Origin of the sequence: Cribrihabitans marinus (genome assembly GCF_900109035.1) — a bacterium.
Classification (GTDB): domain Bacteria; phylum Pseudomonadota; class Alphaproteobacteria; order Rhodobacterales; family Rhodobacteraceae; genus Cribrihabitans; species Cribrihabitans marinus.
In genome coordinates, this window is sequence record NZ_FNYD01000003.1 from 174,121 (window position 1) to 196,131 (window position 22,011).

21 protein-coding genes are annotated in these 22,011 nt (G+C 66.4%); 9 read left to right on the forward strand and 12 right to left on the reverse strand.

The window, feature by feature from the left end; genetic code table 11:
- The first annotated feature begins 70 nt into the window (after window positions 1–70).
- Window positions 71–574: a pantetheine-phosphate adenylyltransferase gene (gene coaD / locus BMX57_RS05840; RefSeq protein WP_092363537.1), complete on the forward strand. Its 504-nt coding sequence runs from the start codon at window positions 71–73 to the stop codon at window positions 572–574.
- Window positions 571–876 carry a hypothetical protein gene (locus BMX57_RS05845; RefSeq protein ID WP_092363540.1) on the forward strand — a complete coding sequence of 102 codons (306 nt, stop codon included), beginning with the start codon at window positions 571–573 and terminating at the stop codon, window positions 874–876. Before coaD ends, BMX57_RS05845 begins: the two co-directional genes overlap by 4 nt.
- Before the next feature lie 4 nt (window positions 877–880).
- On the opposite strand, the gene BMX57_RS20615 is transcribed toward BMX57_RS05845, so the two are convergent.
- Window positions 881–1,024, reverse strand: a complete 144-nt coding sequence (locus BMX57_RS20615) for a hypothetical protein (protein ID WP_177175398.1) — start codon at window positions 1,022–1,024, stop codon at window positions 881–883.
- 71 nt (window positions 1,025–1,095) lie between these two features.
- A complete protein-coding gene (gene gap / locus BMX57_RS05850) occupies window positions 1,096–2,097 on the reverse strand; it encodes a type I glyceraldehyde-3-phosphate dehydrogenase (protein ID WP_092363543.1) in 1,002 nt (333 codons plus the stop codon).
- Window positions 2,098–2,275: 178 nt separating this feature from the next.
- Here gap and BMX57_RS05855 point away from each other — a divergent pair, with 178 nt between their 5' ends.
- Window positions 2,276–3,247 (forward strand): DUF808 domain-containing protein, encoded by a 972-nt coding sequence (locus BMX57_RS05855; protein WP_092363546.1) that lies wholly within the window; start codon window positions 2,276–2,278, stop codon window positions 3,245–3,247.
- 97 nt (window positions 3,248–3,344) lie between these two features.
- On the opposite strand, the gene tkt is transcribed toward BMX57_RS05855, so the two are convergent.
- Window positions 3,345–5,366 (reverse strand): transketolase, encoded by a 2,022-nt coding sequence (gene tkt / locus BMX57_RS05860; RefSeq protein ID WP_092363549.1) that lies wholly within the window; start codon window positions 5,364–5,366, stop codon window positions 3,345–3,347.
- A gap of 255 nt (window positions 5,367–5,621) precedes the next feature.
- Between tkt and BMX57_RS05865 the strand changes: the two genes are divergently transcribed.
- Genes BMX57_RS05865 through BMX57_RS05875 form a run of 3 tightly spaced genes read left to right on the forward strand, consistent with a single transcriptional unit; the run spans window position 5,622 to window position 7,386 of the window.
- Window positions 5,622–6,641, forward strand: coding sequence for a coiled-coil domain-containing protein (locus tag BMX57_RS05865; RefSeq protein ID WP_092363552.1), 1,020 nt, complete (start codon window positions 5,622–5,624; stop codon window positions 6,639–6,641).
- Window positions 6,641–7,036, forward strand: coding sequence for a cell division protein ZapA (locus BMX57_RS05870; protein WP_092363555.1), 396 nt, complete (start codon window positions 6,641–6,643; stop codon window positions 7,034–7,036). The genes BMX57_RS05865 and BMX57_RS05870 overlap by 1 nt, the downstream gene beginning before the upstream one ends.
- The gene (locus tag BMX57_RS05875; protein ID WP_092363557.1) at window positions 7,033–7,386 is read left to right on the forward strand and encodes an MliC family protein; all 354 of its coding nucleotides are present in this window, start codon (window positions 7,033–7,035) and stop codon (window positions 7,384–7,386) included. The genes BMX57_RS05870 and BMX57_RS05875 overlap by 4 nt, the downstream gene beginning before the upstream one ends.
- Before the next feature lie 25 nt (window positions 7,387–7,411).
- On the opposite strand, the gene BMX57_RS05880 is transcribed toward BMX57_RS05875, so the two are convergent.
- The 9 genes from BMX57_RS05880 to BMX57_RS05920 all read right to left on the reverse strand — a co-directional run bounded on the left by BMX57_RS05880 (window position 7,412) and on the right by BMX57_RS05920 (window position 16,619).
- Window positions 7,412–8,059, reverse strand: coding sequence for a hypothetical protein (locus BMX57_RS05880; RefSeq protein WP_092363560.1), 648 nt, complete (start codon window positions 8,057–8,059; stop codon window positions 7,412–7,414).
- A 111-nt stretch (window positions 8,060–8,170) separates the two neighbouring features.
- Window positions 8,171–8,533 carry a Grx4 family monothiol glutaredoxin gene (grxD, locus tag BMX57_RS05885; protein ID WP_092363563.1) on the reverse strand — a complete coding sequence of 121 codons (363 nt, stop codon included), beginning with the start codon at window positions 8,531–8,533 and terminating at the stop codon, window positions 8,171–8,173.
- Complete coding sequence (locus BMX57_RS20620; RefSeq protein WP_177175399.1) at window positions 8,487–8,822, reverse strand: hypothetical protein; 336 nt, start codon at window positions 8,820–8,822, stop codon at window positions 8,487–8,489. The genes grxD and BMX57_RS20620 overlap by 47 nt, the downstream gene beginning before the upstream one ends.
- Window positions 8,823–8,832: 10 nt before the next feature.
- The gene (locus BMX57_RS05895) at window positions 8,833–9,075 is read right to left on the reverse strand and encodes a BolA/IbaG family iron-sulfur metabolism protein (RefSeq protein ID WP_092363565.1); all 243 of its coding nucleotides are present in this window, start codon (window positions 9,073–9,075) and stop codon (window positions 8,833–8,835) included.
- 67 nt (window positions 9,076–9,142) lie between these two features.
- Complete coding sequence (purL, locus tag BMX57_RS05900) at window positions 9,143–11,302, reverse strand: phosphoribosylformylglycinamidine synthase subunit PurL (RefSeq protein ID WP_092363568.1); 2,160 nt, start codon at window positions 11,300–11,302, stop codon at window positions 9,143–9,145.
- 196 nt (window positions 11,303–11,498) lie between these two features.
- A complete protein-coding gene (locus BMX57_RS05905; protein WP_092363571.1) occupies window positions 11,499–11,912 on the reverse strand; it encodes a hypothetical protein in 414 nt (137 codons plus the stop codon).
- A gap of 124 nt (window positions 11,913–12,036) precedes the next feature.
- Window positions 12,037–13,164, reverse strand: coding sequence for a BamA/TamA family outer membrane protein (locus BMX57_RS05910; protein ID WP_092363574.1), 1,128 nt, complete (start codon window positions 13,162–13,164; stop codon window positions 12,037–12,039).
- 55 nt (window positions 13,165–13,219) lie between these two features.
- The gene (locus tag BMX57_RS05915) at window positions 13,220–15,463 is read right to left on the reverse strand and encodes a mechanosensitive ion channel family protein (RefSeq protein ID WP_092363578.1); all 2,244 of its coding nucleotides are present in this window, start codon (window positions 15,461–15,463) and stop codon (window positions 13,220–13,222) included.
- 250 nt (window positions 15,464–15,713) lie between these two features.
- Window positions 15,714–16,619, reverse strand: coding sequence for a LysR family transcriptional regulator (locus tag BMX57_RS05920; RefSeq protein ID WP_092363581.1), 906 nt, complete (start codon window positions 16,617–16,619; stop codon window positions 15,714–15,716).
- A 168-nt stretch (window positions 16,620–16,787) separates the two neighbouring features.
- Here BMX57_RS05920 and BMX57_RS05925 point away from each other — a divergent pair, with 168 nt between their 5' ends.
- The 3 genes from BMX57_RS05925 (at window position 16,788) to BMX57_RS05935 (ending at window position 21,980) form a co-directional block, all read left to right on the forward strand.
- Window positions 16,788–20,207: an indolepyruvate ferredoxin oxidoreductase family protein gene (locus BMX57_RS05925; RefSeq protein WP_092363584.1), complete on the forward strand. Its 3,420-nt coding sequence runs from the start codon at window positions 16,788–16,790 to the stop codon at window positions 20,205–20,207.
- 84 nt (window positions 20,208–20,291) lie between these two features.
- Entirely contained in the window at window positions 20,292–21,164 is an 873-nt protein-coding gene (locus tag BMX57_RS05930; RefSeq protein ID WP_373283094.1) for a lysophospholipid acyltransferase family protein, read from the forward strand.
- Window positions 21,165–21,170: 6 nt separating this feature from the next.
- The gene (locus tag BMX57_RS05935) at window positions 21,171–21,980 is read left to right on the forward strand and encodes a glutamate racemase (protein ID WP_092363590.1); all 810 of its coding nucleotides are present in this window, start codon (window positions 21,171–21,173) and stop codon (window positions 21,978–21,980) included.
- Window positions 21,981–22,011 lie beyond the last annotated feature (31 nt).

The window sequence follows — 22,011 nt, forward strand, 5'->3', positions numbered from 1 at the left end:
GGGCCGGGCTTGCGCTGACCCGTCCGTTGTGCTTGCTGGCGCGGCAGAAACGTTGCGCAGGAGACCCCCGATGCGAATTGGTTTGTATCCCGGGACATTCGATCCGATCACGCATGGCCATCTCGACATCATCCGCCGGGCTGCGGCGCTGGTGGACAAGCTCGTCATCGGCGTGGCGATCAACCGCGACAAGGGGCCGCTGTTCCCGCTGGAAGAGCGCGTCGCCCTGATCGAGGCGGAATGCGAGGCGCTCTCGGCGCAGACCGGGACCGAGATCGTGGCGCATCCCTTCGAGAATCTGCTGATCGACTGCGCCAATGATGTGGGCGCACAGATCATCGTGCGCGGTCTGCGCGCGGTGTCCGATTTCGAATACGAATTCCAGATGGTCGGCATGAACCGCGCGCTGGACGATTCCGTCGAGACGGTGTTCCTGATGGCCGAGGCCGAGCACCAGGCGATCGCGTCGAAACTGGTCAAGGAGATCGCCAGGCTGGGCGGCGACGTGTCCAACTTCGTCACACCGCGGGTCGAGCAGGCCCTGAAGGACCGCCTGGCGCGCGCGGCCGGTTGAGCGGCTGGCGACGGATCACCACCCGCGCGGATTTCTGCGATGCGGTGGTCGACCGTGTGATCCTGGGCGACGGGCTCCGCTTCGTCATAGGCTCCGACGCCACGATCTCCGGGCAGGCCCATGGCGTGGCCCTGTCCGGCGTCTGGACCTGGAACGAGGGGTATTTCTGCCGCAATGCCCGCGTCGGGGAGGCAGAGACCGGAAAGGATTGCGAGGTGATCGAAGTGGCGCCGGGCCGGATGCGCTATACCCGCGACCGGGGCCGGGGCGCGTCGGTGGTCGTGACTATACCCGACGCCTGAGCCGCTAGCGCCAGAAGGCGACCCAGTCGATCAGGTCCATCAGCTTGCGGGTGAGAAACAGCAGGTGCTCGGTGCCGAAGAACGCAAAGTCCAGCATCAGCCCGCCGAGAATGAGAATCCCGAGCCAGAGGGCGATCTGATTGGTCATGGGGTCCTGCCGAAAATGAAATGCGCCCGCACCGGAGTAGCCGTGCAGGCGCGGCGTCGCAAGGGGGCAGGTCAGTTCAGGCGGCCCATCGCCACGGCGACATCGGCCATGCGCACGGAAAAGCCCCATTCGTTGTCATACCAGGCCAGCACCCGCACCATCCGGTCGCCGACCACCCGGGTCTGATCGGGCGCGAAGATCGAGCTCTGCTCGGTATGGTTGAAGTCGATCGACACCAGCGGCGCCGGTTCATAGCCCAGCACCCGGCCCATCGGGCCACGGGCGGCGTCGGCGACGATGGCGTTCACCTCGTCGGCGGTCACGTCGCGGGCAGCGCGGAAGGTCAGGTCGACAGCCGAGACATTCGGCGTCGGCACCCGGATCGCGGAGCCGTCCAGCTTGCCCTTGAGGCCCGGCAGCACCTCGCCCAGTGCCTTGGCCGCGCCCGTGCTGGTGGGGATCATCGCCATCGCCGCGGCGCGGGCGCGATACAGGTCGTTGTGGCGGCGGTCCAGCGTCGGCTGGTCGCCGGTATAGGCGTGAATGGTGGTCATGATACCCGACTCGATGCCGATGGCCTCGTCCAGCACCTTGGCCAGCGGGGCGAGGCAGTTCGTCGTACACGATCCGTTCGACACCATCCGGTCGTTGGCGCTCAGCTCCTCGTCATTGACGCCGAAGACCACGGTCTTGTCCACGTTCTTGCCCGGCGCCGACAGCAGCACCTTGCCGGCACCGCGTTCCAGATGGGCGCGGGCCTTCGCGCCGTCGTTGAATTTGCCGGTGCATTCCAGCACCACGTCGCAGCCGTCCCAGTCCAGCGCGTTCAGGTCGTAGGTCGAGAACATCTCCATCGGGCCGTGCCCCAGATCCATCGTGTTGGCGCCGACGATGATGTCGCGGGGGAACCGTCCGTGCACGCTGTCATATTTCAGAAGATGGGCGGCGGTCTCGATCGGGCCGGTCGCATTCACCTTGACCACTTCGATGTCGTTGCGGCCCGAGGCCGCGATGTGGGACAGGGTGCAGCGGCCGATGCGGCCGAATCCGTTGATGCCAACCTTGATGGTCATGACGTGCTCCGACAGGTGGTTTCCTGGCAGCCGTATAGCCTTGCTTAACGCGTTCAGGAAGGGCAAATACGCAATATTTTGAGTGCGTTAGCGCAAACTTGACGTGATTGCGCTAACGCTTGTGCTGACCGATCATTCCGCTAGGCTGGCAGGTCAGGAGAGCGCGAAAGGGTGCGGGATGAGCGGATTGCTGGCCTTGCTGGACGATGTTGCGGGGATCGCCAAGGTGGCGGCGGCCTCGGTCGACGACGTGGCGGCGGCGGCGGGCAAGGCCGGGGCCAAGACCGCGGGCGTCATCATCGACGACGCCGCGGTCACGCCGAAATACCTGCAGGGCTTTGCGCCGGCGCGCGAGTTGCCGATCATCTGGCGGATCGCGCGCGGCTCGCTTTTCAACAAGGTCATTTTGCTGCTGCCGGTGGCGATCCTGCTGGCCAATTTCGCGCCATGGATGATCACGCCGCTACTCATGCTGGGCGGCTGCTACCTGTGTTTCGAGGGCGCGGAAAAGATCTTTCACGCGCTGTTCCCGCATGGCAGCGCCGAGATCAAGAAGGACATGGATGTCCGTGATCCCGGCCACCTGGAGGAACAGAAGATCAAGGGCGCGATCAAGACCGACTTCATCCTGTCGGCCGAGATCATGACCATCGCGCTGGCCGCGATCGAGGCGCCGAATGTCTGGATGCAGACCGCGACGCTTGCGGTGGTGGGCATCGGCGTCACACTGGCGGTCTACGGATCCGTGGCGGTGATCGTGAAGATGGACGATGTCGGGCTCTTCATGGCGACACATGGCCGGACCGGACCCGGCCGCGCGCTGGGGCGGGGCCTGGTCAAGGCGATGCCAGCGCTTTTGAAGCTTCTGTCGGTGTTGGGCACCGCCGCGATGCTCTGGGTCGGCGGCTCGATCATCATCCACGGGCTCGAGGTGCTGGGCTTCGGCTGGCTGGGCCGTCACATCTACGACATCGCCAATGCGGCCGGCTACGCGGTGTCCGAGGGCTGGACCGGTGCGGTCAAGTGGATCGCCAAGGCCACGATGGACGGGGTGTTCGGGCTGATCCTGGGCTTCGTCCTGATCCCGCTGGCGACCAAACTGGTGATGCCGGCGGTCGCCCGTCTGCAAGCCGCGCGGCGCACCGGCTAGGCCCGTCCAAGGGGGTGCAACAGCCCCCTCATTCCTCTTGCCAAAAATATCCCGGAGCGCGAGGCAGAGCCTCGCATAGACCCCGGTTCCGCCGCGATCAGCCCAGCAGGTCGCGGACCCTTTCCGCGGCGGCCTGCGCCGTGATGCCGAAATGCTCGAACAGCTCGCCCGCCGGGGCCGAGGCGCCGAAGCCCGTCATGCCGACGAACCCGGCCTTGGCCTCGCGCCCGCGCTCGCCCAGAAGCAGCCGGTCCCAGCCGCCGTCGCGCACCGCCGCCTCGATGCCGACGCGCACCGGGCCGGCGGGCAGGACGCGCCTGCGATAGGTCTCGTCCTGTTCGGCGAAAAGCTCCATGCAGGGCATAGAGACGACGCGGGTGCCAATCCCCTCGGCCTCCAGAAGCGCCTTGGCCTCCATCGCCAGCGACACTTCGGACCCGGTGGCGATCAGGATCGCGCGGCGCTTGGCCTCGGCCTCGGCCAGCACATAGCCGCCCTGTGCGGTCAGATTCTTGGTCTTGTGATCGCCCCGCACCGTCGGCACGCCCTGACGGGTCAGCGCCAGGACCGAGGGGCTGGCGCGGAAGCTCAGCGCAAGCTCCCAGGCCTCGGCGGTCTCGACCATGTCGGCGGGACGGAAGACATAGGTGTTGGGCGTCGCGCGGCTGATCGCCAGGTGCTCGACCGGCTGGTGGGTCGGGCCGTCCTCGCCCAGGCCGATGCTGTCGTGGGTCATCACGAAGACCGAGGGAACCTTCATCAGCGCCGCCAGCCGCATGGCGGGCCGTGCATAGTCGGTGAAGGCCATGAACGTGCCGCCATACGGGCGGATGCCGCCATGCAGCGCCATGCCGTTCATCGCCGCGGCCATGCCGTGCTCGCGGATGCCGTAGTGGATGTACCGGCCCTTGCGGTTCTCGGGAAGGAACACGCCCAGGTCCGGCGTCTTGGTGTTGTTCGACCCGGTCAGGTCGGCCGAGCCGCCGATGGTCTCGGTGACCACCGGGTTGATGACCTCCAGCACCTTTTCCGAGGCCGCGCGGGTGGCCAGCTTGGGCTGCGTCTCGGCGGTCTGCTTTTTCAGCGCGCGGATGGTGGCGGCCAGCTTCTTCGGCGGCTCCAAGGCATGGGCGCGGTTGAACTCGGTCTGCTTTCGCTCGGACAGCTGGGCGAACCGCTCTTCCCACGCGCGGCGTTCGGACGCGCCGCGGCTGCCGATCGCCTCCCAGGCCGACTTGACCTCCGAGGGCACCTCGAAGGGCCCGTGCGCCCAGCCATAGGCGTCCTTGGCGGCGCGCAGCTGGTCGGCGTCGGTCAGCGCGCCGTGGCCCTTCGACGTGTCCTGCGCGGCGTGGCCCAGCGCGATATGCGTCTTGCAGGCGATCATCGAGGGCTTCTTGGACGACTTGGCCTTGGCGATGGCGGCTTCGATGGCCTGCGGGTCGTGGCCGTCGATCTCGATCACCTGCCAGCCGGCGGACTTGAAGCGCATGGGCTGGTCGGTGCGGTCGGCGATGTCGAGCGGGCCGTCGATGGTGATGTCGTTGTTGTCCCAGAACACGATCAGCTTGCCCAGTTCCAGCCGGCCGGCCAGCGTGATCGCCTCCTGGCTCACGCCTTCCATCAGGCAGCCGTCGCCCGCGATCACATAGGTGTGGTGATCCACCACCTTGCGGCCATAGCGCGCGCGCTGGGCCTCTTCGGCGATGGCGAAGCCCACGGAGTTGGCCAGCCCCTGGCCCAGCGGGCCGGTGGTGGTCTCGATGGCGTCGGCCATGAAGTTCTCGGGATGGCCGGCGGTGCGGGCGCCCAGCTGGCGGAAGTTGCGGATCTGGTCCAGCGTGATCTGCGCGTCACCGGTGAGATAAAGCAGCGAGTAGAGCAGCATCGAGCCATGCCCCGCGGACAGGATGAACCGGTCGCGGTCGGGCCAGTTCGGATGCGCCGCATCGAATTTCAGGTGCTTCTCGAACAGCACCGTGGCCACGTCCGCCATGCCCATCGGCATGCCGGAATGGCCCGAGTTCGCGGCGGCGACCGCGTCGAGCGTCAGGGCGCGGATCGCGGCGGCCTTGGTCCAGTGTTCGGGGTTGGCGTTGCGCAGCTCTGTCAGGTCCACGGGGCACGCTCCTTTGGGTTCTTGCCGGGTCGCAGGCTCAATACCATCCGCCCCCCAAAGTGCAAGCGGAACCCGGGATCGGCGGCGTCTTGCGGGTGAACTGCCGCGGGCAAGTGCTTGAAACCAATAGGGGGGTATTTTCCCGCCGCTTTCGCTAGACTAAGCCTATGGGAACCCGATCCCGATTCGGCGCGCGACGCTTGGCGGAGAACGGGACCGGGCAAGAACAACCAACCGAAGGATTGGGTGAGGCGCATGAGCCAGATCGAGGAACTCCAGAGCCGGATTTCAGCCGCGATGGACCGGATTGGCGCGGGGGTCGAGGTTCTCGGAACCGCCCGGCCCGGGGCCGCGCCGGAGGCCGATGCCGGGGCCGGTGACGCCGGGGCCGAACCCGATCCGGCGCTGCTGGAGGCGCTGGAAGAAGAGAAGATGGCCAACGCCCAGCTGGAGGAGCGGCTCAAGCGGCTCAAGTCCCGGCATGAGGAGGAACTGGCCGGGCTGCGCGAGAGCGGCGGCGAGGCGGATGGCGAAGAGCTGGCGGCGTTGCGCGCCGAGCTGGAAGAGCTGCGCGCCCGGACCGAGGCGCCGTCCGAGACGGGTGGCGAGGATGCGGATGGGGATCTGAGGGCGCAGCTGGCCGAGGCCAATGCCGCGCTGGCCGCCGCCGAGGCCGCGCGCGCCGCGCTGGAGGCGGAGCGGCAGGAGGGCGACGAGGCGGATCAACTCCGCCAGGAAATCGCGACGCTTTACGAACAGCTGGACGGGGTCGAGGATCCCGCGCCATTGCACGACGAGATCGCCACGTTGAAGGCGCAGCTTGAGACGGTCGAGGATCCGGCGCCGCTGCATGAAGAGATCACGGCCCTGTGTGCGCGGGCCGAGGCCCGCGAGGCCGAGGCCGGGGCGCTGCGCGACGAGCTGGAGGCGACGCGGGCCCGGCTGGCCGATACCGAGCGGCTGGAGGACCTGAACGCCGAGTTGGAGATGCTGCGCGCCGAGCGGTTGAGTCACGGCGAGGCGATGACGCGGCTGGACATGGACCTGCAGCGCCTGCGCAAGGCCAGCGCGCAGCTGCGCGAGGTCAACGAGGCGCTGCGCGAGGCCAATGCCGCGGGCCTGGCCGATCCCGGCCTGATCGACAGCGGATTGCAGGCCGAGCTGGAGGCGCTGCGCGCGGTGCGCGCCACCGACGCTGCCGAGGCGCAGGCGGTGTTGTCCCGGCTCGAACCGCTGCTGGCGCAGGCCAACCTTCCAGAAGGAGAGGATGAATAATGCCTGAGGTGACGATCAAGATCGGCGGACGCGGCTTCGAGGTGTCGTGCCAGTCCGGCGAGGAGGAATTCCTGCACGCCGCCGCCAAGATGCTCGACGACGAGGCGCAGGTCCTGTCGGACCAGATCGGCCGTATGCCCGAGGCGCGGATGCTGCTGATGGCCGGGTTGCTGCTGGCCGACAAGACCGCCGCCTACGAGGACAAGCTGCGCGCCATGGAAACCCGCCTGGCCGAGCGCGAGGGCGAGCTGAACCGGCTGCGCAACGCGCCGCCGCCCGATCCCGAGCGGGTCGAGGTGGCCGTCGTGCCGCCATCGGTGACCGACACGCTGGCGGAACTGGCCGCCCGCGCCGAGTCTCTGGCCGACGCGGTCGAGGAGAAGGTGCAGGGATGAGACATTCGATTTCCCTCGCCGTTGCCGCCATGCTGGCCGTCGCGGCCCCGGCCGCGGCGCAGGAACCCGAGTTGGTGCAAGTGACATATACCTGCGACCGAGGCGTCGAAGTGCCGGTGGTCTTCATCAACACCGAGACCGGGCCCGGGCAGGCGGTCATGCAGATCGAGGGCAAGCTGGTGGCGCTGCGCGCCGCGCCCACGGGATCGGGCGTGCGCTATGTGGCGGTGGACGAGCAGGACAGCTATCGCCTCTATACCAAGGGCGACGTCGCCATCATCGGCCACCTGGTGGCGGATCACACCGCCACCGAGACGGTCCTGTTCGAGGAATGCACCGCCGGGAACTGAGGCTTCGCGCCCTGTCGCCGGGCGATCAGGGCATGACCCGGCTCAGGCCCATGACCAGCTTTTCCGCCGCGCGAAGCTCGGTCTCGATGCGCTTTATCTCTTTTCCGGCCTTGGTGAGGTCCTGATACATGGCCTTGAGCGCGAGGTCGCGCTGGTCAACGGGGAGCTTCGCCCATTTCCTCTCGAGCGCGCGGGCTTTTTTCATCAGGTCACGATGAGCGAGCAGATGGACCGATCGCTGCAACTGGCGCCCGCGACATTCCGGTGAGATGTCGTTGCATTGGGTGTCGATCCGGTCGGCGCGGCGCAGATAGTCGGCGGCGGCCGCCTTGAATTCGGCGATTTTCTTTTCGTCCTTGTACCGGTCCCGGCTCCAGCCCGAGATGACCTTGACCAGCAATTTGCGGCTGGCGGACACCTCCTTGAGCGCCTTGGACAGCCGCGCGATCTTGGTGCGTTCGGCCTTGAGGCCGGCTGGCGGGAGCAGAGGGATGAAGAGCGGCGCGGCCTTGGGCAGCTTCGTCTTCGGCGAAGGTGCCAGCGCCTTGAACGCCTTGTTATAGGGCTTGTCGATCAGCTTCTGGTGCAGGGTTGCAGGCCAATCGAGACTTGCCAGCGCCTTCGCAGCCGTACCGTTCTTGGGAATCCTTTCGGACAGAAGGTAATCGTTCACGACACCTCCAGGTTGGAAGCGCAATGGCGACCGGCCCGCACTGTGCGGACCGGCCTCGGGACTTTACCACAAATCGTCAAATTTCGCGAACTGGGGGCCGGGGCGCGGCGCTCAGGCGTTGGCTTCGCGGATCTTCTCGGCCGCATCCTTGTCGAAAGTGACGCCGTTTTCGGAAAACAGCGTGTCCAGTTCGCCCGAGAGCGTCATCTCGGTGATGATGTCGCAACCGCCGACGAACTCGCCCTTCACGTAGAGCTGCGGGATGGTGGGCCAGTCGGAATAGTCCTTGATGCCCTGCCGGATCTCCTCGTCGGCCAGCACGTTCACGTCGGCGAAATCGACGCCCATGTAGTTCAGCACGCCGGCCACGCGCGAGGAGAACCCGCATTGCGGCATCTCCTTTGTGCCCTTCATGTAGAGCACGACGTCATGTGCCTTGACGGTTTCGTCGATCCGGGTCTTTGCGTCGGTCATCTGCGTTTCGTCCTTGTTCTGCGTGGTCTTCGGTGTCCGCAGCGCACTGTTCGGCCACGGCGTCGGTGTCGTCCTGCTGCTCGTTGACGGGTTCGAACTCCTCGGGGTCGAACCCGTCCTCGCCTTCGGCGAGCGCGCCCACATGGGTGGTGTTGGTTTCCGGGTCATAGGTCAACCCGTAGGATTTGGGACCTTCCTGCTTCCAGCGGCGGTATTCAAACCAGCCGGCATAGGCAAAGACGCCTACCGCCGGCAGCAGGATCAGCACGGCGAGGGTCGTCGCCTCCATCAAACCTCCTTCACTCGGGCGCCTTTGTGGTCAGCGCCAGCGCGTGCAGTTCACCCGCCGAGCCGTCCATCTTGCCCTTGAGCGCGGCATAGACCGCGCGTTGCTGTTGCACGCGGTTCTTGCCGCGAAAGCTCTCGTCGATCACCTCGGCGGCATAGTGGTTCCCGTCGCCCGCCAGGTCGGTGATAGTGATCCGGGCATCGGGAAAGGTCTCCCGGATCAGGGATTCGATTTCATGGGCCTGCATCGCCATGCGGATTTCTCCTGTGGTCTTTTGCCAAGATGTAGAGTGCGCCACCGGGCGGCGCAAGGGAGGGGGGTCAGGCCACGGCCGCCGCAAAGCTTGATCGGTAGAGCGCCGCCAGTTCAGACAGGGGCGCGGACGCGCCGCCGATGCGCACGCTGTCGCCGGTGAACTTGCCGACCGACTGGATCGGAACCCCGGCCTGGCCCGCGGCGATCATCAGCGCCTCGGCCTGGTCGAAATTGCACGCGACCAGATAGCGGCCCTGGTCCTCGCCGAACAGCATCTCGGTGGGGGCATCGTCCAGATGCAGACCGACACCTGCCGCCTCGGCCATCTCGAAGGCCGCCAGCGCCAGCCCGCCATCGGAGAGATCGGTGCAGGCGCGGATCAGCTCGCGGTTGGCGCGGATGAAGTCGCCATTGCGCCGCTCGGTGTCGAGGTCGACCACCGGCGCATCGCCATCCTCGCGGTTGAACACCTCGGCCAGCAGCGCGGACTGACCCAGGTGGCCGGCGGTCTCGCCCACCACCAGCGCCACATGGCCGTCGCGCACGTCGCAACCGATCACCTCGTCGGCCGAGCGCAGCAGACCCACCGCGCCGATGGTCGGCGTGGGCAGGATGCCCTGGCCGTCGGTTTCGTTGTAGAGCGAGACATTGCCCGACACGATGGGCATGTCCAGCGCCGAACAGGCCGCGCCGATCCCCTTGATGGCGCCGACGAACTGGCCCATGATCTCGGGCTTTTCGGGATTGCCGAAATTGAGGTTGTCGGTGCTGGCCAGGGGCAGGGCGCCCACGGCGGTCAGGTTGCGATAGGCCTCGGCCACCGCCTGCTTGCCGCCCTCCTCGGGGTTGGCGCGCACATAGCGCGGGGTCACGTCGCTGGTGAAGGCCAGCAGCTTGTCGGTGCCATGCACCCGCACCAGACCCGCGCCCAGGCCCGGGATTCGGGCGGTGTCGGCCATGACCATCGAGTCGTATTGCTCATAGACCCATTGCTTGCCGGCATGGTTGGGCGAGGCGATCAGCGCGCGCAGCCCGTCGATCGGGTCGATCTGCGGCACGTCGGCCAGCGGCTCGGGTATCGGTGTCGCCTCCCACGGGCGGTCATATTCGGGGGCGGACGAGGCCAGTTTCGACAGCGGCAGGTCGGCCACGGTCTCGCCATTGTGGACAATCAGGAAACGATCTTCTGCGATTGTTTCGCCAACGATGGCGAAGTCGAGATCCCACTTGTCGAACACCGCCTTGGCCTCGGCCTCCTTCTCGGGGCGCAGCACCATGAGCATGCGTTCCTGGCTTTCGCTGAGCATCATCTCATAGGCGGTCATCTCCGCCTCGCGCTGCGGCACGGCGTCGAGGTCGAGGCGGATGCCCAGGCCTCCCTTGTCGCCCATCTCGACCGCGGAACAGGTCAGCCCGGCGGCGCCCATGTCCTGGATCGAGATCACCGCGCCGGTGCGCATCAGTTCCAGGCAGGCTTCCATCAGCCGTTTCTCGGTGAACGGGTCGCCGACCTGCACCGTGGGGCGCTTTTCCTCGATCGTGTCGTCGAACTCGGCGCTGGCCATGGTGGCGCCGCCCACGCCGTCGCGCCCGGTCTTGGCGCCCAGATAGACCACCGGCATCCCGACACCCGAAGCGGCGGAGTAGAAGATCTTGTCGGCATCGGCGAGGCCCGCGGCAAAGGCATTGACCAGGCAATTGCCGTTATAGGCCGGGTGGAACCGCACCTCGCCGCCCACGGTGGGCACGCCGAAGCAATTGCCGTAGCCGCCGATCCCCTCGACCACGCCGTTGACCAGCTGACGGGTCTTGGGGTGCGACGGCTCGCCAAAGCTGAGCGCGTTCATCGCCGCGATGGGGCGCGCACCCATGGTGAAGACATCGCGCAGGATGCCCCCCACGCCGGTCGCAGCACCCTGATAGGGTTCGATATAGGAGGGGTGGTTGTGGCTCTCCATCTTGAACACGACAGCCTGCCCGTCGCCGATATCGACCACGCCCGCATTCTCGCCGGGGCCGCAGATCACCTGCGGGCCGTCGGTGGGCAGGGTGCGCAGCCATTTCTTGGAGGATTTGTAGGAACAATGCTCGTTCCACATGGCCGAGAAGATGCCCAGCTCGGTGAATGTCGGCTCGCGCCCGATGATCTGCAGGATCAGGTCGTATTCATCTGGCTTCAGCCCGTGTGCGTCGATCAGTTCGGGGCTAAGTGCGGGCTCTCGCATGTGGTGTCCTCCGCCGGATTGGCCGGTTGTCCGTCGCGGCTGTCTTTAGAACAGGCGGGCAGGGGGTGAAAGGGCAAAGGTGGCGCTTGCCGCTGCCACCGGCCGCACCCGTGACATGCGAAACGGGCCGCCCTGCGGAACAGGGCGGCCCGGATGCGTGCGGGCCTTGCGGCCCGCCTCGCCTTGGTCGGTTCCGTTATTTCACGATGACCTTGGCGGCCGATGCGCTGTTGGCGCCCGAGGTGCTCACCAGGCTGGCAAGCTCACCTTCGTCGGTGCCCAGGGCAACGCCCTTGTCGGTCACGGTGACCTTGCTGGGATCGGCGGTCACGATCAGAGTTTCGCTGTTCGAGCCCACGTTGGTCTCCAGGTCGATCTGCAGTTCCACCATCTCGTCCGCGTCGATGTGGACATCGGTGATGGTGCCCAGCTTGGTGCCGTCGGAATAGCTCACGGTGTGGCCTTCGGTGCGTTCGATGGCCATGGACATGTTCTCCATCGCGGCAAGGTTGTGGTCCGCGTCATACATCACGCCGTCGCCGGCGGCGAAGGCGGGGGCGGTGCCCAGTGCCAGGATGGTCGAGGTAATCATCAACGTCTTGCGTGTCATGATAGGATCTCCTTTCTGATCGCGTTGCGTTCACCATACCTACGCAACCCCCCCGCCCGGTGTTCCGAAAGTTTTTCAAGAAATTTCCTGCCGGGGCGTCCGCCGGGCGCGCGCCGCGTGCCGGTCAGAACCTCTGCCCGACATAGACATAGACCACGTCATCGCCCTCGTTGTTGCGCGACAGGTCGACCGAGAAATCCACCGGGAATTTCCGGGACACACGATAGCGCGCGCCCAGACCGACGGCACTGTGGGTGCCGTCCGCGTCGAGATTGCCAAAGCTGTCGCCGACCCGGCCGGCGCCGCCGAACAGCACCGCGCCGAAGCGGTCGCCGAAGCGGTGACGATATTCCAGCTGCGCCGAAACCGAGCGGCGGTCGAGGAACTGGGTGACCGAGAAACCGCGGAATCCGTCTGTGGCGCCCAGCGAGCACTGGTCGAAGAACGGTGTCTCATCCGACGCGCCGCAGGCCGACAGGCGCCCGGCCAGAACGCCGTTGCTGCCAATGGGGCGATAGGCCGAGAAATTGGCATAGCCCTTCAGGTAATCGCCGGTCAGCCCGGTCAGAGTGTGGTTCGACAGGGCCTCGGCATCGAGGACGAATCCGCGCGTGGGATAGATCGTGTCGTCGCGCCGATCCCAGGACGTCAACAGCCCGACACTGGCCACCTCGACGTTCAGGAACCGGTCGAATGGAGGGGGAATGGCCGGCAGGCCAGGGCCGTCGGGGGTGATGCTGGTGTCGAGATATCGGAGCGCCAGCCCGACCGAGAACTCTGGCGTGAACCCGTAGGAGAGGCTGGCGCGGGCGAAGCGCCCCTTCTGGCCGATCGGGATCTGGCCCAGACCGGTATAGAGATCATAGCGGATGTCGGCCTCGGCAAAGAGCGACTCGATCTTCCAGCGGTTGTTGTCGAAGTAGAAATTGGCGGCCAGCCCGGCACCGCGCGACCCGTTGTCCGAGCGCAGACCGGCTATGCCGACCATGGACGGGTCCGACCCGGGATCCAGCGAGAACAGGTATCCCGCGCCCAGCACCAGCCCCGAGCCGACCGTGGGGTTGGAGAAGGGGATCGGCGCGACGATGACCGAGCCGTTGCGAAAGCCGACCGTCTCCTCTTTCGACGCGTCGTTCATGCCGCCGGTCTGGCTGTCGATGACGCCTGTAGCCGGCTCGGCAAGCAGGGGCAGGGCCGCGAGGGTCATCACCCAGCCCAGCAGGAATCCGGCAGATACGGTTGCCCTGGTCATGCCCTCTCCTCGGCGGCTCCCGGTCTCGACGCCGCCGGGAACTCACGCCGGCCTGTCAGCCTTGCTGCTGCTGACTTGCCGCCGCGCCCCCGGCCGCGGCCGCCTTTTGCTCGTCGCTGAGGGATTCGGCATCCTCCAGCCCCGGTATGGCCACGCGCACCTCGCGGCGGGCAAAGTCGATGCCGGCCTCGTTGAAGGCGTTCTTGACCCGGTTGTAGATCTCCTTGCGGATGGTGAACTGGGTGCCCGGCTTGGCCATGAACTTGCCGCGGATGATCATGCCCACATCGTCGAAATCGAACACGCCCTGGCTCTTGAACGGTTGCAGGAACCCGTCCTTGTGCACCGGATCCTCGATCATTTCCGCGCCGATCTTCTTGAAGATCTTCTTGACCTTGTTGGGGTCGGTGTCGAAGGGCACGGTGAATTTCAGCTTCATGATCACCCAGTCGCGGCTGTAATTGGTCAGCTTCTGGATCTCGCCATAGGGGATCGTGTGCACCGCGCCGCGATGGTGGCGCAGTTGCATGGACCGGATCGAGATCTTCTCGACCGTGCCCATCGTGCCGCCCACATCGACATATTCGCCCACGCGGAAGGCATCGTCGATCAGGAAGAAGATGCCGCCGACGATGTCCGACACCAGCTTCTGCGCGCCGAAGCCGATGGCCAGACCCAGGATGCCGGCACCGGCCAGCAGCGGGGTGATGTCCAGCCCCAGCGCGCCCAGCGCGAGCAGGGTGAAGATGACCGCGATGGCCACCTGCGCGGTGATGCGCAGCAGCGGCAGGACCGTCGCCAGCCGCGAGCCGCCCGCGCCGCCACCTTCTCCGGCTTCCTCGTCCTGGGTCTGCGCCGCGGTCTGCTCCTTGGCGAGCCTGCGGTTGATCCAGAGCGAGACGACCTCGTTGAGGATATAGCCGAAGGCCAGGATCATCAGCGCCTGGATCACCGCCCCGCCGGACTCGGTGCCGGCCCCGGCGACATTGCGCAGGTCGATCTCCCAGGCGTTCGCGATCATCAGGATCACGAACACCCCGGCGATCACCCGGCCGATGCGGATATAGCTGCGCTTGGTGGATTTGTAGGCCCGCTCGGCCACCGGCCCGGTGCCGATCATCGGCGGCTGCAGGTGCCGCACCAGCCCGCGGATCAGCGTGTCGATGGCCGGCGCCATCAGCAACCAGAACATGGTGGTGAAATGCGGCGCCTTGAGCGCCAGCAGCTGCAGCGTCTGTGGGTTGCCCATGCCGATCAGCGTCTCGACCAGCAGCCAGGTCAGCGCGGTCACCACGAGCGCGAAGTAGGGATAGCTGTAGGCGACCTTCTCATCCCATTCCGTGCGGTCCGGGTCGCGGCCGCGCATCATGTCGCGCAGCCCGTCACGGGCGGTCCAGGCGATGATCCCGATATAGACATGGATCGAGGTGTTGAGCCAGAAGCCGAGCCGCATCTCGCCCGGCGGAACGCCGTTCAGCGCATTGAACCCAAGGATCCAGAGCGTGAAGCCGATCAGGAAGAACAGGCCGATCTGGTTTCGATGCAGGTAACTGGCCCAGTGATCGTCGATGCTCACCAGGCGGATGCTCGGCTGTTTCGGGGCCAGGATGAACCGGGAGATGGCGGCCCCGAGACGCGGCAGCAGGATCAGGTAGAAGACGAAGGGCGCGGCATAGGCGATTTCCTGCGCCGACAGGATCTGCCGCCCCACGACCCGCAGGACGACCCAGAAGACGATCAGGCCAAGCACTTCGCGGCACAGGCGGCGGAACAGGAACCGCAGGGCACCGCGCAGGTCCGAGTCGTCGGCGGGCTTGGCCCGGGTGTGCCAGTCCCGCGTGAGATAGACGGCCAGACGTTCCGCGGCATAACCCACCGCAAGGATCAGGGCGGTCAGCCCGAACAGGCGCAGCAATCCGCTGCCGCCGAAGGTCGACCCGAAATTGGCGAAGGACTCGCCCAGCTTGGCGAACAGGGTCGGCACGGCGGCCAGGGCGGCGGTCCAGTTGGCCAGCAGCGCGGTGCCGATTGCGCCGATCCGGGCGATCAGCCCCTCGTTCTCGGTCACGACCTCGGCGCGCTCGGCCGCGACCGCGTCCAGCCGGTCCAGCAGCAGCGCCCGCACCTGGTCATCCGACAGGCGGGCGACCAGACCATCCACCATCTCCGGTGTCAGATCCTCGGGAACGCTGGGCGCGGCGACGGTTTCCGAACCGGTGTCGGCAGTTTGCGCCAGCACCGGGGCGCATAGGCTCAGAGCCAGCAGAAGCGCTGCTACCCTGGAGAACAGTCGGATCATTTTTCGTCCCTCGGCATATTGTTTTGCCGCAGACGTTACTGGAGCGCTTTGTGTCTGCCTAGCCTTCGACCTGATTTGGCGAAAAAAAAGGCCGAGCACTAAGCTCGGCCGAAGTCCAACAGGGAGGTATGAAGATGATGAGCGTTTCCGCGTCATCGCCTTCACGGGACTAAATATGAGGCAGGAGTCGGACAATCAAGGTTTTTGACGTCGCACGGGAGGCATTTCGGATATGCGTTGCACGCATGGCTCAGGGGGTGGCCAACTCCTTGAGCTTCTTGCGATAGGCGATGATCTCTTCCTGCACGAAGTCGCGGAAGGTCGCGATGCGCTTGGAATGGCGCAGTTCCTCGGGGTAGGCCAGATAGACCGGCACCTCGGCCGAGGATATGTCGGGCAGGACCTGGACCAGGTTCGGAAAGCCCTGGGTGACATAGTCGGGCAGGACACCGATGCCGAGGTCGTTGATCGCCCCCTGGAGCACCCCGGCATAGTTGTTGACGGTCAGCAGCGACGAGGGGTTGTGCGTCATCAGGTGCTGCACCAGCGTGGCCGAGGCAGACACCTGCGCCGATGACGGGCTCTGGCAGACCAGGCGGTGGGCGCTGATGTCGCTGATGTCCTGCGGGGCGCCGAACCGCTCGATATAGCTGTTCGAGGCGTAAAGCTGGATGCGGACGCTCATCAGGCGCTTGCGCACCAGGTCGGCCTGGCTGGGCTCTTTCATGCGGATCGCCACATCGGCCTCGCGCATGGGCAGGTCGAGAACGCGCTCTTCCAGCATCAGGTCGACGCGCAGGTTGGGATATTTCTCGTAGAGTTTGGCCAGCCGCGGCGCCAGCCACAGCGTTCCGAACCCGTAGGTCGTGGTGACGCGCAGCTCGCCGAACACCTCTTCCTCGCTGTCGCGGATCCGCGCCGAGGCGGTGTCCAGCCGCCGGGACATGGCCGAGGTCGCGTCGAACAGCAATTCGCCCTGTTCGGTGAGAATCAGCCCCCGCGCATGGCGGTGGAACAGGGTGGCGTTGAGCGATTCCTCAAGCGCGCGGATCTGCCGGCTGACGGCGGGTTGCGACAGGTTCAGCTTGTCACCGGCATGGGTGAGGCTGCCGGCATCGGCCACCGCGTGGAATATTCTGAGCTTGTCCCAATCCATCCCTGAAACTTTCGATCTTTTGGCGCAGCCCTATATGAAAGGTATCGTCAAAGCCATATTCAACCGGGCCCGAATAGCGGAATAAATAAAATACCGGGTGGTAAGGTCAATATAGGTGACCTATTATCGGTGAAATTCCGCATGGCAATCCGACGTGGGAGGCGTCCGATGACTCAGCACAAGATCTCGCTCAATGACCGGTTCGATCTGGAGCAGTCGCCGGTCCTGCTCAACGGCACGCAGGCGCTGGTGCGGCTGATGCTGATGCAGAAGGCACGCGACACGTCCGCCGGGCTGAACACCGCCGGCCTCGTCACCGGGTATCGCGGCTCGCCGCTGGGCGCGGTGGACCTGCAGATGACCAAGGCGCGCAAGCACCTGGATGCAGCCGACGTCACCTTTCAATACGGTCTGAACGAGGATCTGGCGGCCACCGCGCTCTGGGGCAGCCAGCAGGCCGGGCTGCGCGGCGACGGCAAGTATGACGGCGTGTTCGGCCTGTGGTACGGCAAGGGGCCGGGCGTCGACCGTTCGGGCGACGTGATGCGCCACGCCAACATGGCCGGCACCGCCCAGCATGGCGGCGTGCTGATGGCGATGGGCGACGACCACACCGGCGAAAGCTCGACCGTGCTGCACCAGTCGGAATGGGCGCTGGTCGATGCGTATATGCCGGTGGTCAGCCCCGCCGGCGTGCAGGAGATCCTGGATTACGGCATCTACGGCTTCGCGCTCAGCCGGTTTTCCGGGCTGTGGGTCGGGCTGAAGACCATGAAGGACACGATCGAGGTGACCTCGGTGGTGGATGGCGACCCGAACCGGATGCAGCTGGTCGCGCCGGAGTTTGCCATGCCAGAGGGCGGACTGAACATCCGCCTGGGCGACACGCCGCACCTGCAGGAGGCGCGGATCATCGACCACAAGCGCTTTGCCGCCGAGGCGTTCAGCCGCGCAAACGGCATGGACAAGCGCGTCTGGGGCAAGCCGGGCGCCAAGATCGGCCTGGTCGCGGCCGGCAAGAACTGGCTCGACCTGGAACATGCGCTGAGGCTGCTGAACATCAGCGAGGGCGAGGCCGAGCGGCTGGGCATCACCACCTACAAGGTCGGCCAGACCTTTCCGCTGGACATGCAGGGCTTCCACGACTGGGCCGAGGGGCTGGACCTGATCGTCATCGTCGAGGAAAAGCGCAAGCTGATCGAGGTGCAGGTCAAGGAGGCCATCTTCGACGACCGCCGCGGCCGCCGGGTCTATGGCTGGTACAAGGGCGGCGCCGGGGGCATGCACCGCGACGAACTGTTCCCGACCCGCGGCGCGCTGGATCCGATCCTGATCGCCGAGAAGCTGGGCGAGATCCTGATCGAGGAGGGGCGCGAGACCGACGGGATCCGCGCGGGCCTGTCCACGCTGGCCGATGCGCGCCGCAACGACAATGCCGAGGAGATCGCCGCGCGGCTGCCCTATTTCTGCGCCGGCTGCCCGCATAACAGCTCGACCAAGCTGCCCGATGGCAGCCGCGCCTATGCCGGGATCGGCTGTCACTACATGGTGCAGTGGATGGACCGCGAGACGACCGGGTTCACCCATATGGGCGGCGAGGGCGTCAACTGGGTCGGCGAGGCGCCGTTCTCGACCACCGAGCACGTGTTCCAGAACCTGGGCGACGGCACCTACAACCATTCGGGCGTGCAGGCGATCCGGGCGGCGCTCGCCGCCGGCACCAACATCACCTACAAGATCCTGTTCAACGACGCCGTGGCGATGACCGGCGGCCAGCCCAACGAGGGCGACCTGAGCGCGCCGCAGATCGTCGCCGAGCTCAAGGCGATGGGCGTCAAGGAGATCGCGGTCGTCTATGACGACAAGGAGGACGTCGAGAAATCGGCCTTCCCCCCGGGCGTGCCGTTCCACGAGCGGGCCGGCCTGATGGAGGTCCAGGAGAAGTTTCGCGAAATCAAGGGCGTCTCGGCCATCGTCTACATCCAGACCTGTGCCGCCGAGAAGCGCCGCCGCCGCAAGCGCGGCACCTTCCCGGACCCCGACAAGCGCGTGTTCATCAACACCGATATCTGCGAGGGCTGTGGCGATTGCGGGGTTCAGTCGAACTGCGTCGCCATCGTGCCGAAAGAGACCGAGCTGGGCCGCAAGCGGGCCATCGACCAGTCGGCCTGCAACAAGGACTTCTCCTGCCTCAAGGGGTTCTGCCCGTCCTTCGTGACGCTGGAGGGTGCCAAGATCCGCAAGGAGGCCACGACCGACCTGGACCTGCCGCACCTGCCGCAGCCCGACCTGCCCGAGATCGACGGCACGCATAACGTGGTGATCACCGGCGTCGGCGGCACCGGGGTGGTGACCATCGGCGCGATCCTGGCGCAGGCCGCGCAGCTCGACGGCAAGGGCGCGGGCATGATGGAGATGGCCGGTCTGGCGCAGAAGGGCGGCGCGGTGCATATCCACTGCCGGCTGGCCGAGAAGCCCGGCGACATCAGCGCCATCCGCGTCGCCACCGGCGAGGCGCATGCGCTGATCGGCGGCGACCTGGTGGTGTCGGCCGGGGCCAAGACCCTGGGGCTGACCGCCACCGGCAAGACCGGCGCGGTTGTCAACAGCCACGAGATCATCACCGGGGATTTCACCCGCGACACCGAGTTCACCATCCCCGCCGACCGCCTGTCGCTGGCGCTTCAGGCGCGGATGAAGGACCGGGTGGACCTGTTCGACGCCTCGGAACTGGCGCGCGCGGTGATGGGCGATTCGATCTTCTCCAACATGATGATCTTCGGCGCGGCCTGGCAGCGCGGTCTGCTGCCGGTCAGCCACAAGGCGATCATGGACGCGATCGAGCTGAACGGCGCCGCGGTCGAGCGCAACATGCGCGCCTTCGAGATCGGCCGCTGGGCGGTGCTGCACCCGCAGGACGCCGAGAAGATCCTGACCCCCAACGTGGTGGACAAGCCCAGGACGCTGGACGAGCGCATCGCCTATCGCGCCGAACACCTGGAGGCGTATCAGGGCAAGCGTCTGGCCAAGCGCTATCTCAAGATGCTGGACGGCATCACCGACAAGGACCTGAAAGAGGCTGTCGCGCTGGGCTATCACAAGCTTCTGGCCTACAAGGACGAGTACGAGGTCGCCCGCCTGATGCTGGACAGCCGCGACAAGGCGCAGGCCGAGTTCGATGGCGATCTGAAGATGACCTTCCACCTGGCGCCGCCGATCCTTGGCGGCACCGGCCCGGACGGCCGCCCGAAGAAGCGCGAATTCGGCGAGTGGATGCTGCGGCCGATGAAGCTGCTGGCGCGGATGAAGGCATTGCGCGGCACGCCGCTGGACATCTTTGGCTATTCCGCGGAGCGCCGGATGGAACGCGCGCTGATCAAGCAATACGAGGCCGACATGGCCGAAGTGCTGCCCAAGGTCACGCCCGAGACGGTCGAGATCGCCGCCGCGCTGGCCCGCCTGCCGCTGGACATCCGCGGCTTCGGCCCGATCAAGCAGGCCAACGAGGCCAAGGCGGCAAAACGGCGCGAGGAACTGCTGGCGGCGTTCCGGCAGGGCGGAGGCGGTTTGCGCAAGGCGGCGGAGTGATCCGTCACGAAACCGTCACGGACCCTGTGCAATAGCTGAGGTCATTGCTAAACCTCGGGAAAACGCCCGGGTCCGGACCTGCCGATGCGCCGCCACATCGTTCGTGACATTACCTATGCCCATTCCGCCGCCACGCGCGGCGGACGGACGGTGATCCGGCTGATGGAAAACGCCACCGGACGGATCGGCCTGATCCGACGCGCGCAAGGCTATGAGGCGGACGTGGCCGCGGGGCACGATTTCTGGCAGGTCATGGTCGCCCGCTACGGCCTGCGCCTGGACGTGCTCGCCGGATCGCTGGGCAACATCCCGGCCACGGGCCCGGTGATCCTGATCGCCAACCATCCCTATGGCATCCTCGACGGGCTGATGATGGGGCATATCCTGTCGCGGACACGGGGCGATTTCCGCATCCTGGCCAACCAGGTGTTCCACCGGGCCGAGGATATCAGCCGGATCATCCTGCCGATCTCGTTCGACGACACCCGGGAGGCGCGGCGCGACAACCTGGCGACGCGGCGCGCGGCGCTGGACCATCTGGGGCAGGGCGGCGCCATCGGGATCTTTCCCGGCGGCACGGTCAGCACCGCGGCCCGGCCCTTTGCCCATCCGATGGACCCCGGCTGGCGCGGGTTCACCGCGCGGATGGTGGCCAAGTCGGACGCTGTGGTGGTACCGGTCTTCTTCGACGGCAGCACCAGCCGCCTGTTCCAGATCGCCAGCCATCTGCACCAGACCCTGCGCATGGGATTGCTGATCAAGGAGTTCCGAAAGCGCGTCGATACGCCCGTGCGTGTGGCGATCGGCGCGCCCCTGGGGCGCGACATTCTGGACCCGCTGGCGGGGGATGCGCGCAAGATGATGGATTTCCTGCGCGAAGCGACGTATGAGCTGTCTCCGACACCGCTGGAATCGCTTGATTACGGCTTCGAATTCGAGGAACGGCATCGCGCCTGAGGGATCATGGCAGTAGGTATTTTCGATTCCGGACTGGGCGGGCTGACCGTCCTGGAGGCGGCGCAGTCGCGCCTGCCGGAGGTGGAATTCCTCTACTATGCCGACAGCGCCCATGCGCCCTATGGCGTACGCGATGCCGATGACATTCACGGCCTGACCCGCAAGGCGGTGGGCGAACTGTGGGACCGGGGTTGTGACCTGGTGATCCTGGCCTGCAACACCGCCAGCGCCGCCGCGCTGCGCCGGATGCAGGAGGCGGGCGTGCCCGGGGGCAAGCGCGTCCTCGGCGTCTTCGTGCCGCTGATTGAGGCGCTGACCGAACGGCAATGGGGCGACAACAGCCCGCCGCGCGAGGTCGAGACCAAGCATGTGGCCCTGTTCGCCACGCCGGCCACCGTCTCCAGCCGCGCGTTCCAGCGCGAGCTGGCCTTTCGTGCCATCGGCGTCGATGTCGAGGCGCAGAGCTGCGGCGGCGTTGTCGATGCCATCGAGGAGGGCGACCTGATCCTGGCCGAGGCGCTGGTGCGGTCCCATGTCGATGCGCTGAGGCGCAAGATGCCGCATCCGCAGGCGGCGATCCTGGGCTGCACGCACTACCCGCTGATGCAGGACATCTTTCAGGACGCGCTGGGCGCCGATGTGAAGGTGTTCAGCCAGGGCCGGCTGGTGGCCGACAGCCTGGCCGACTATCTGGTTCGGCATCCCGACATGCTGGGCACCGGGTCGGGCGGGTTCGTGACCACCGGCGATCCGACGCGCGTGGGCCAGCGGGCGACGCAGTTCCTCCGACGACGGATCGCGTTCGAGGCGGCCTGACTTAGGTCAAGGCGCGCCGGTTGATCCTTTT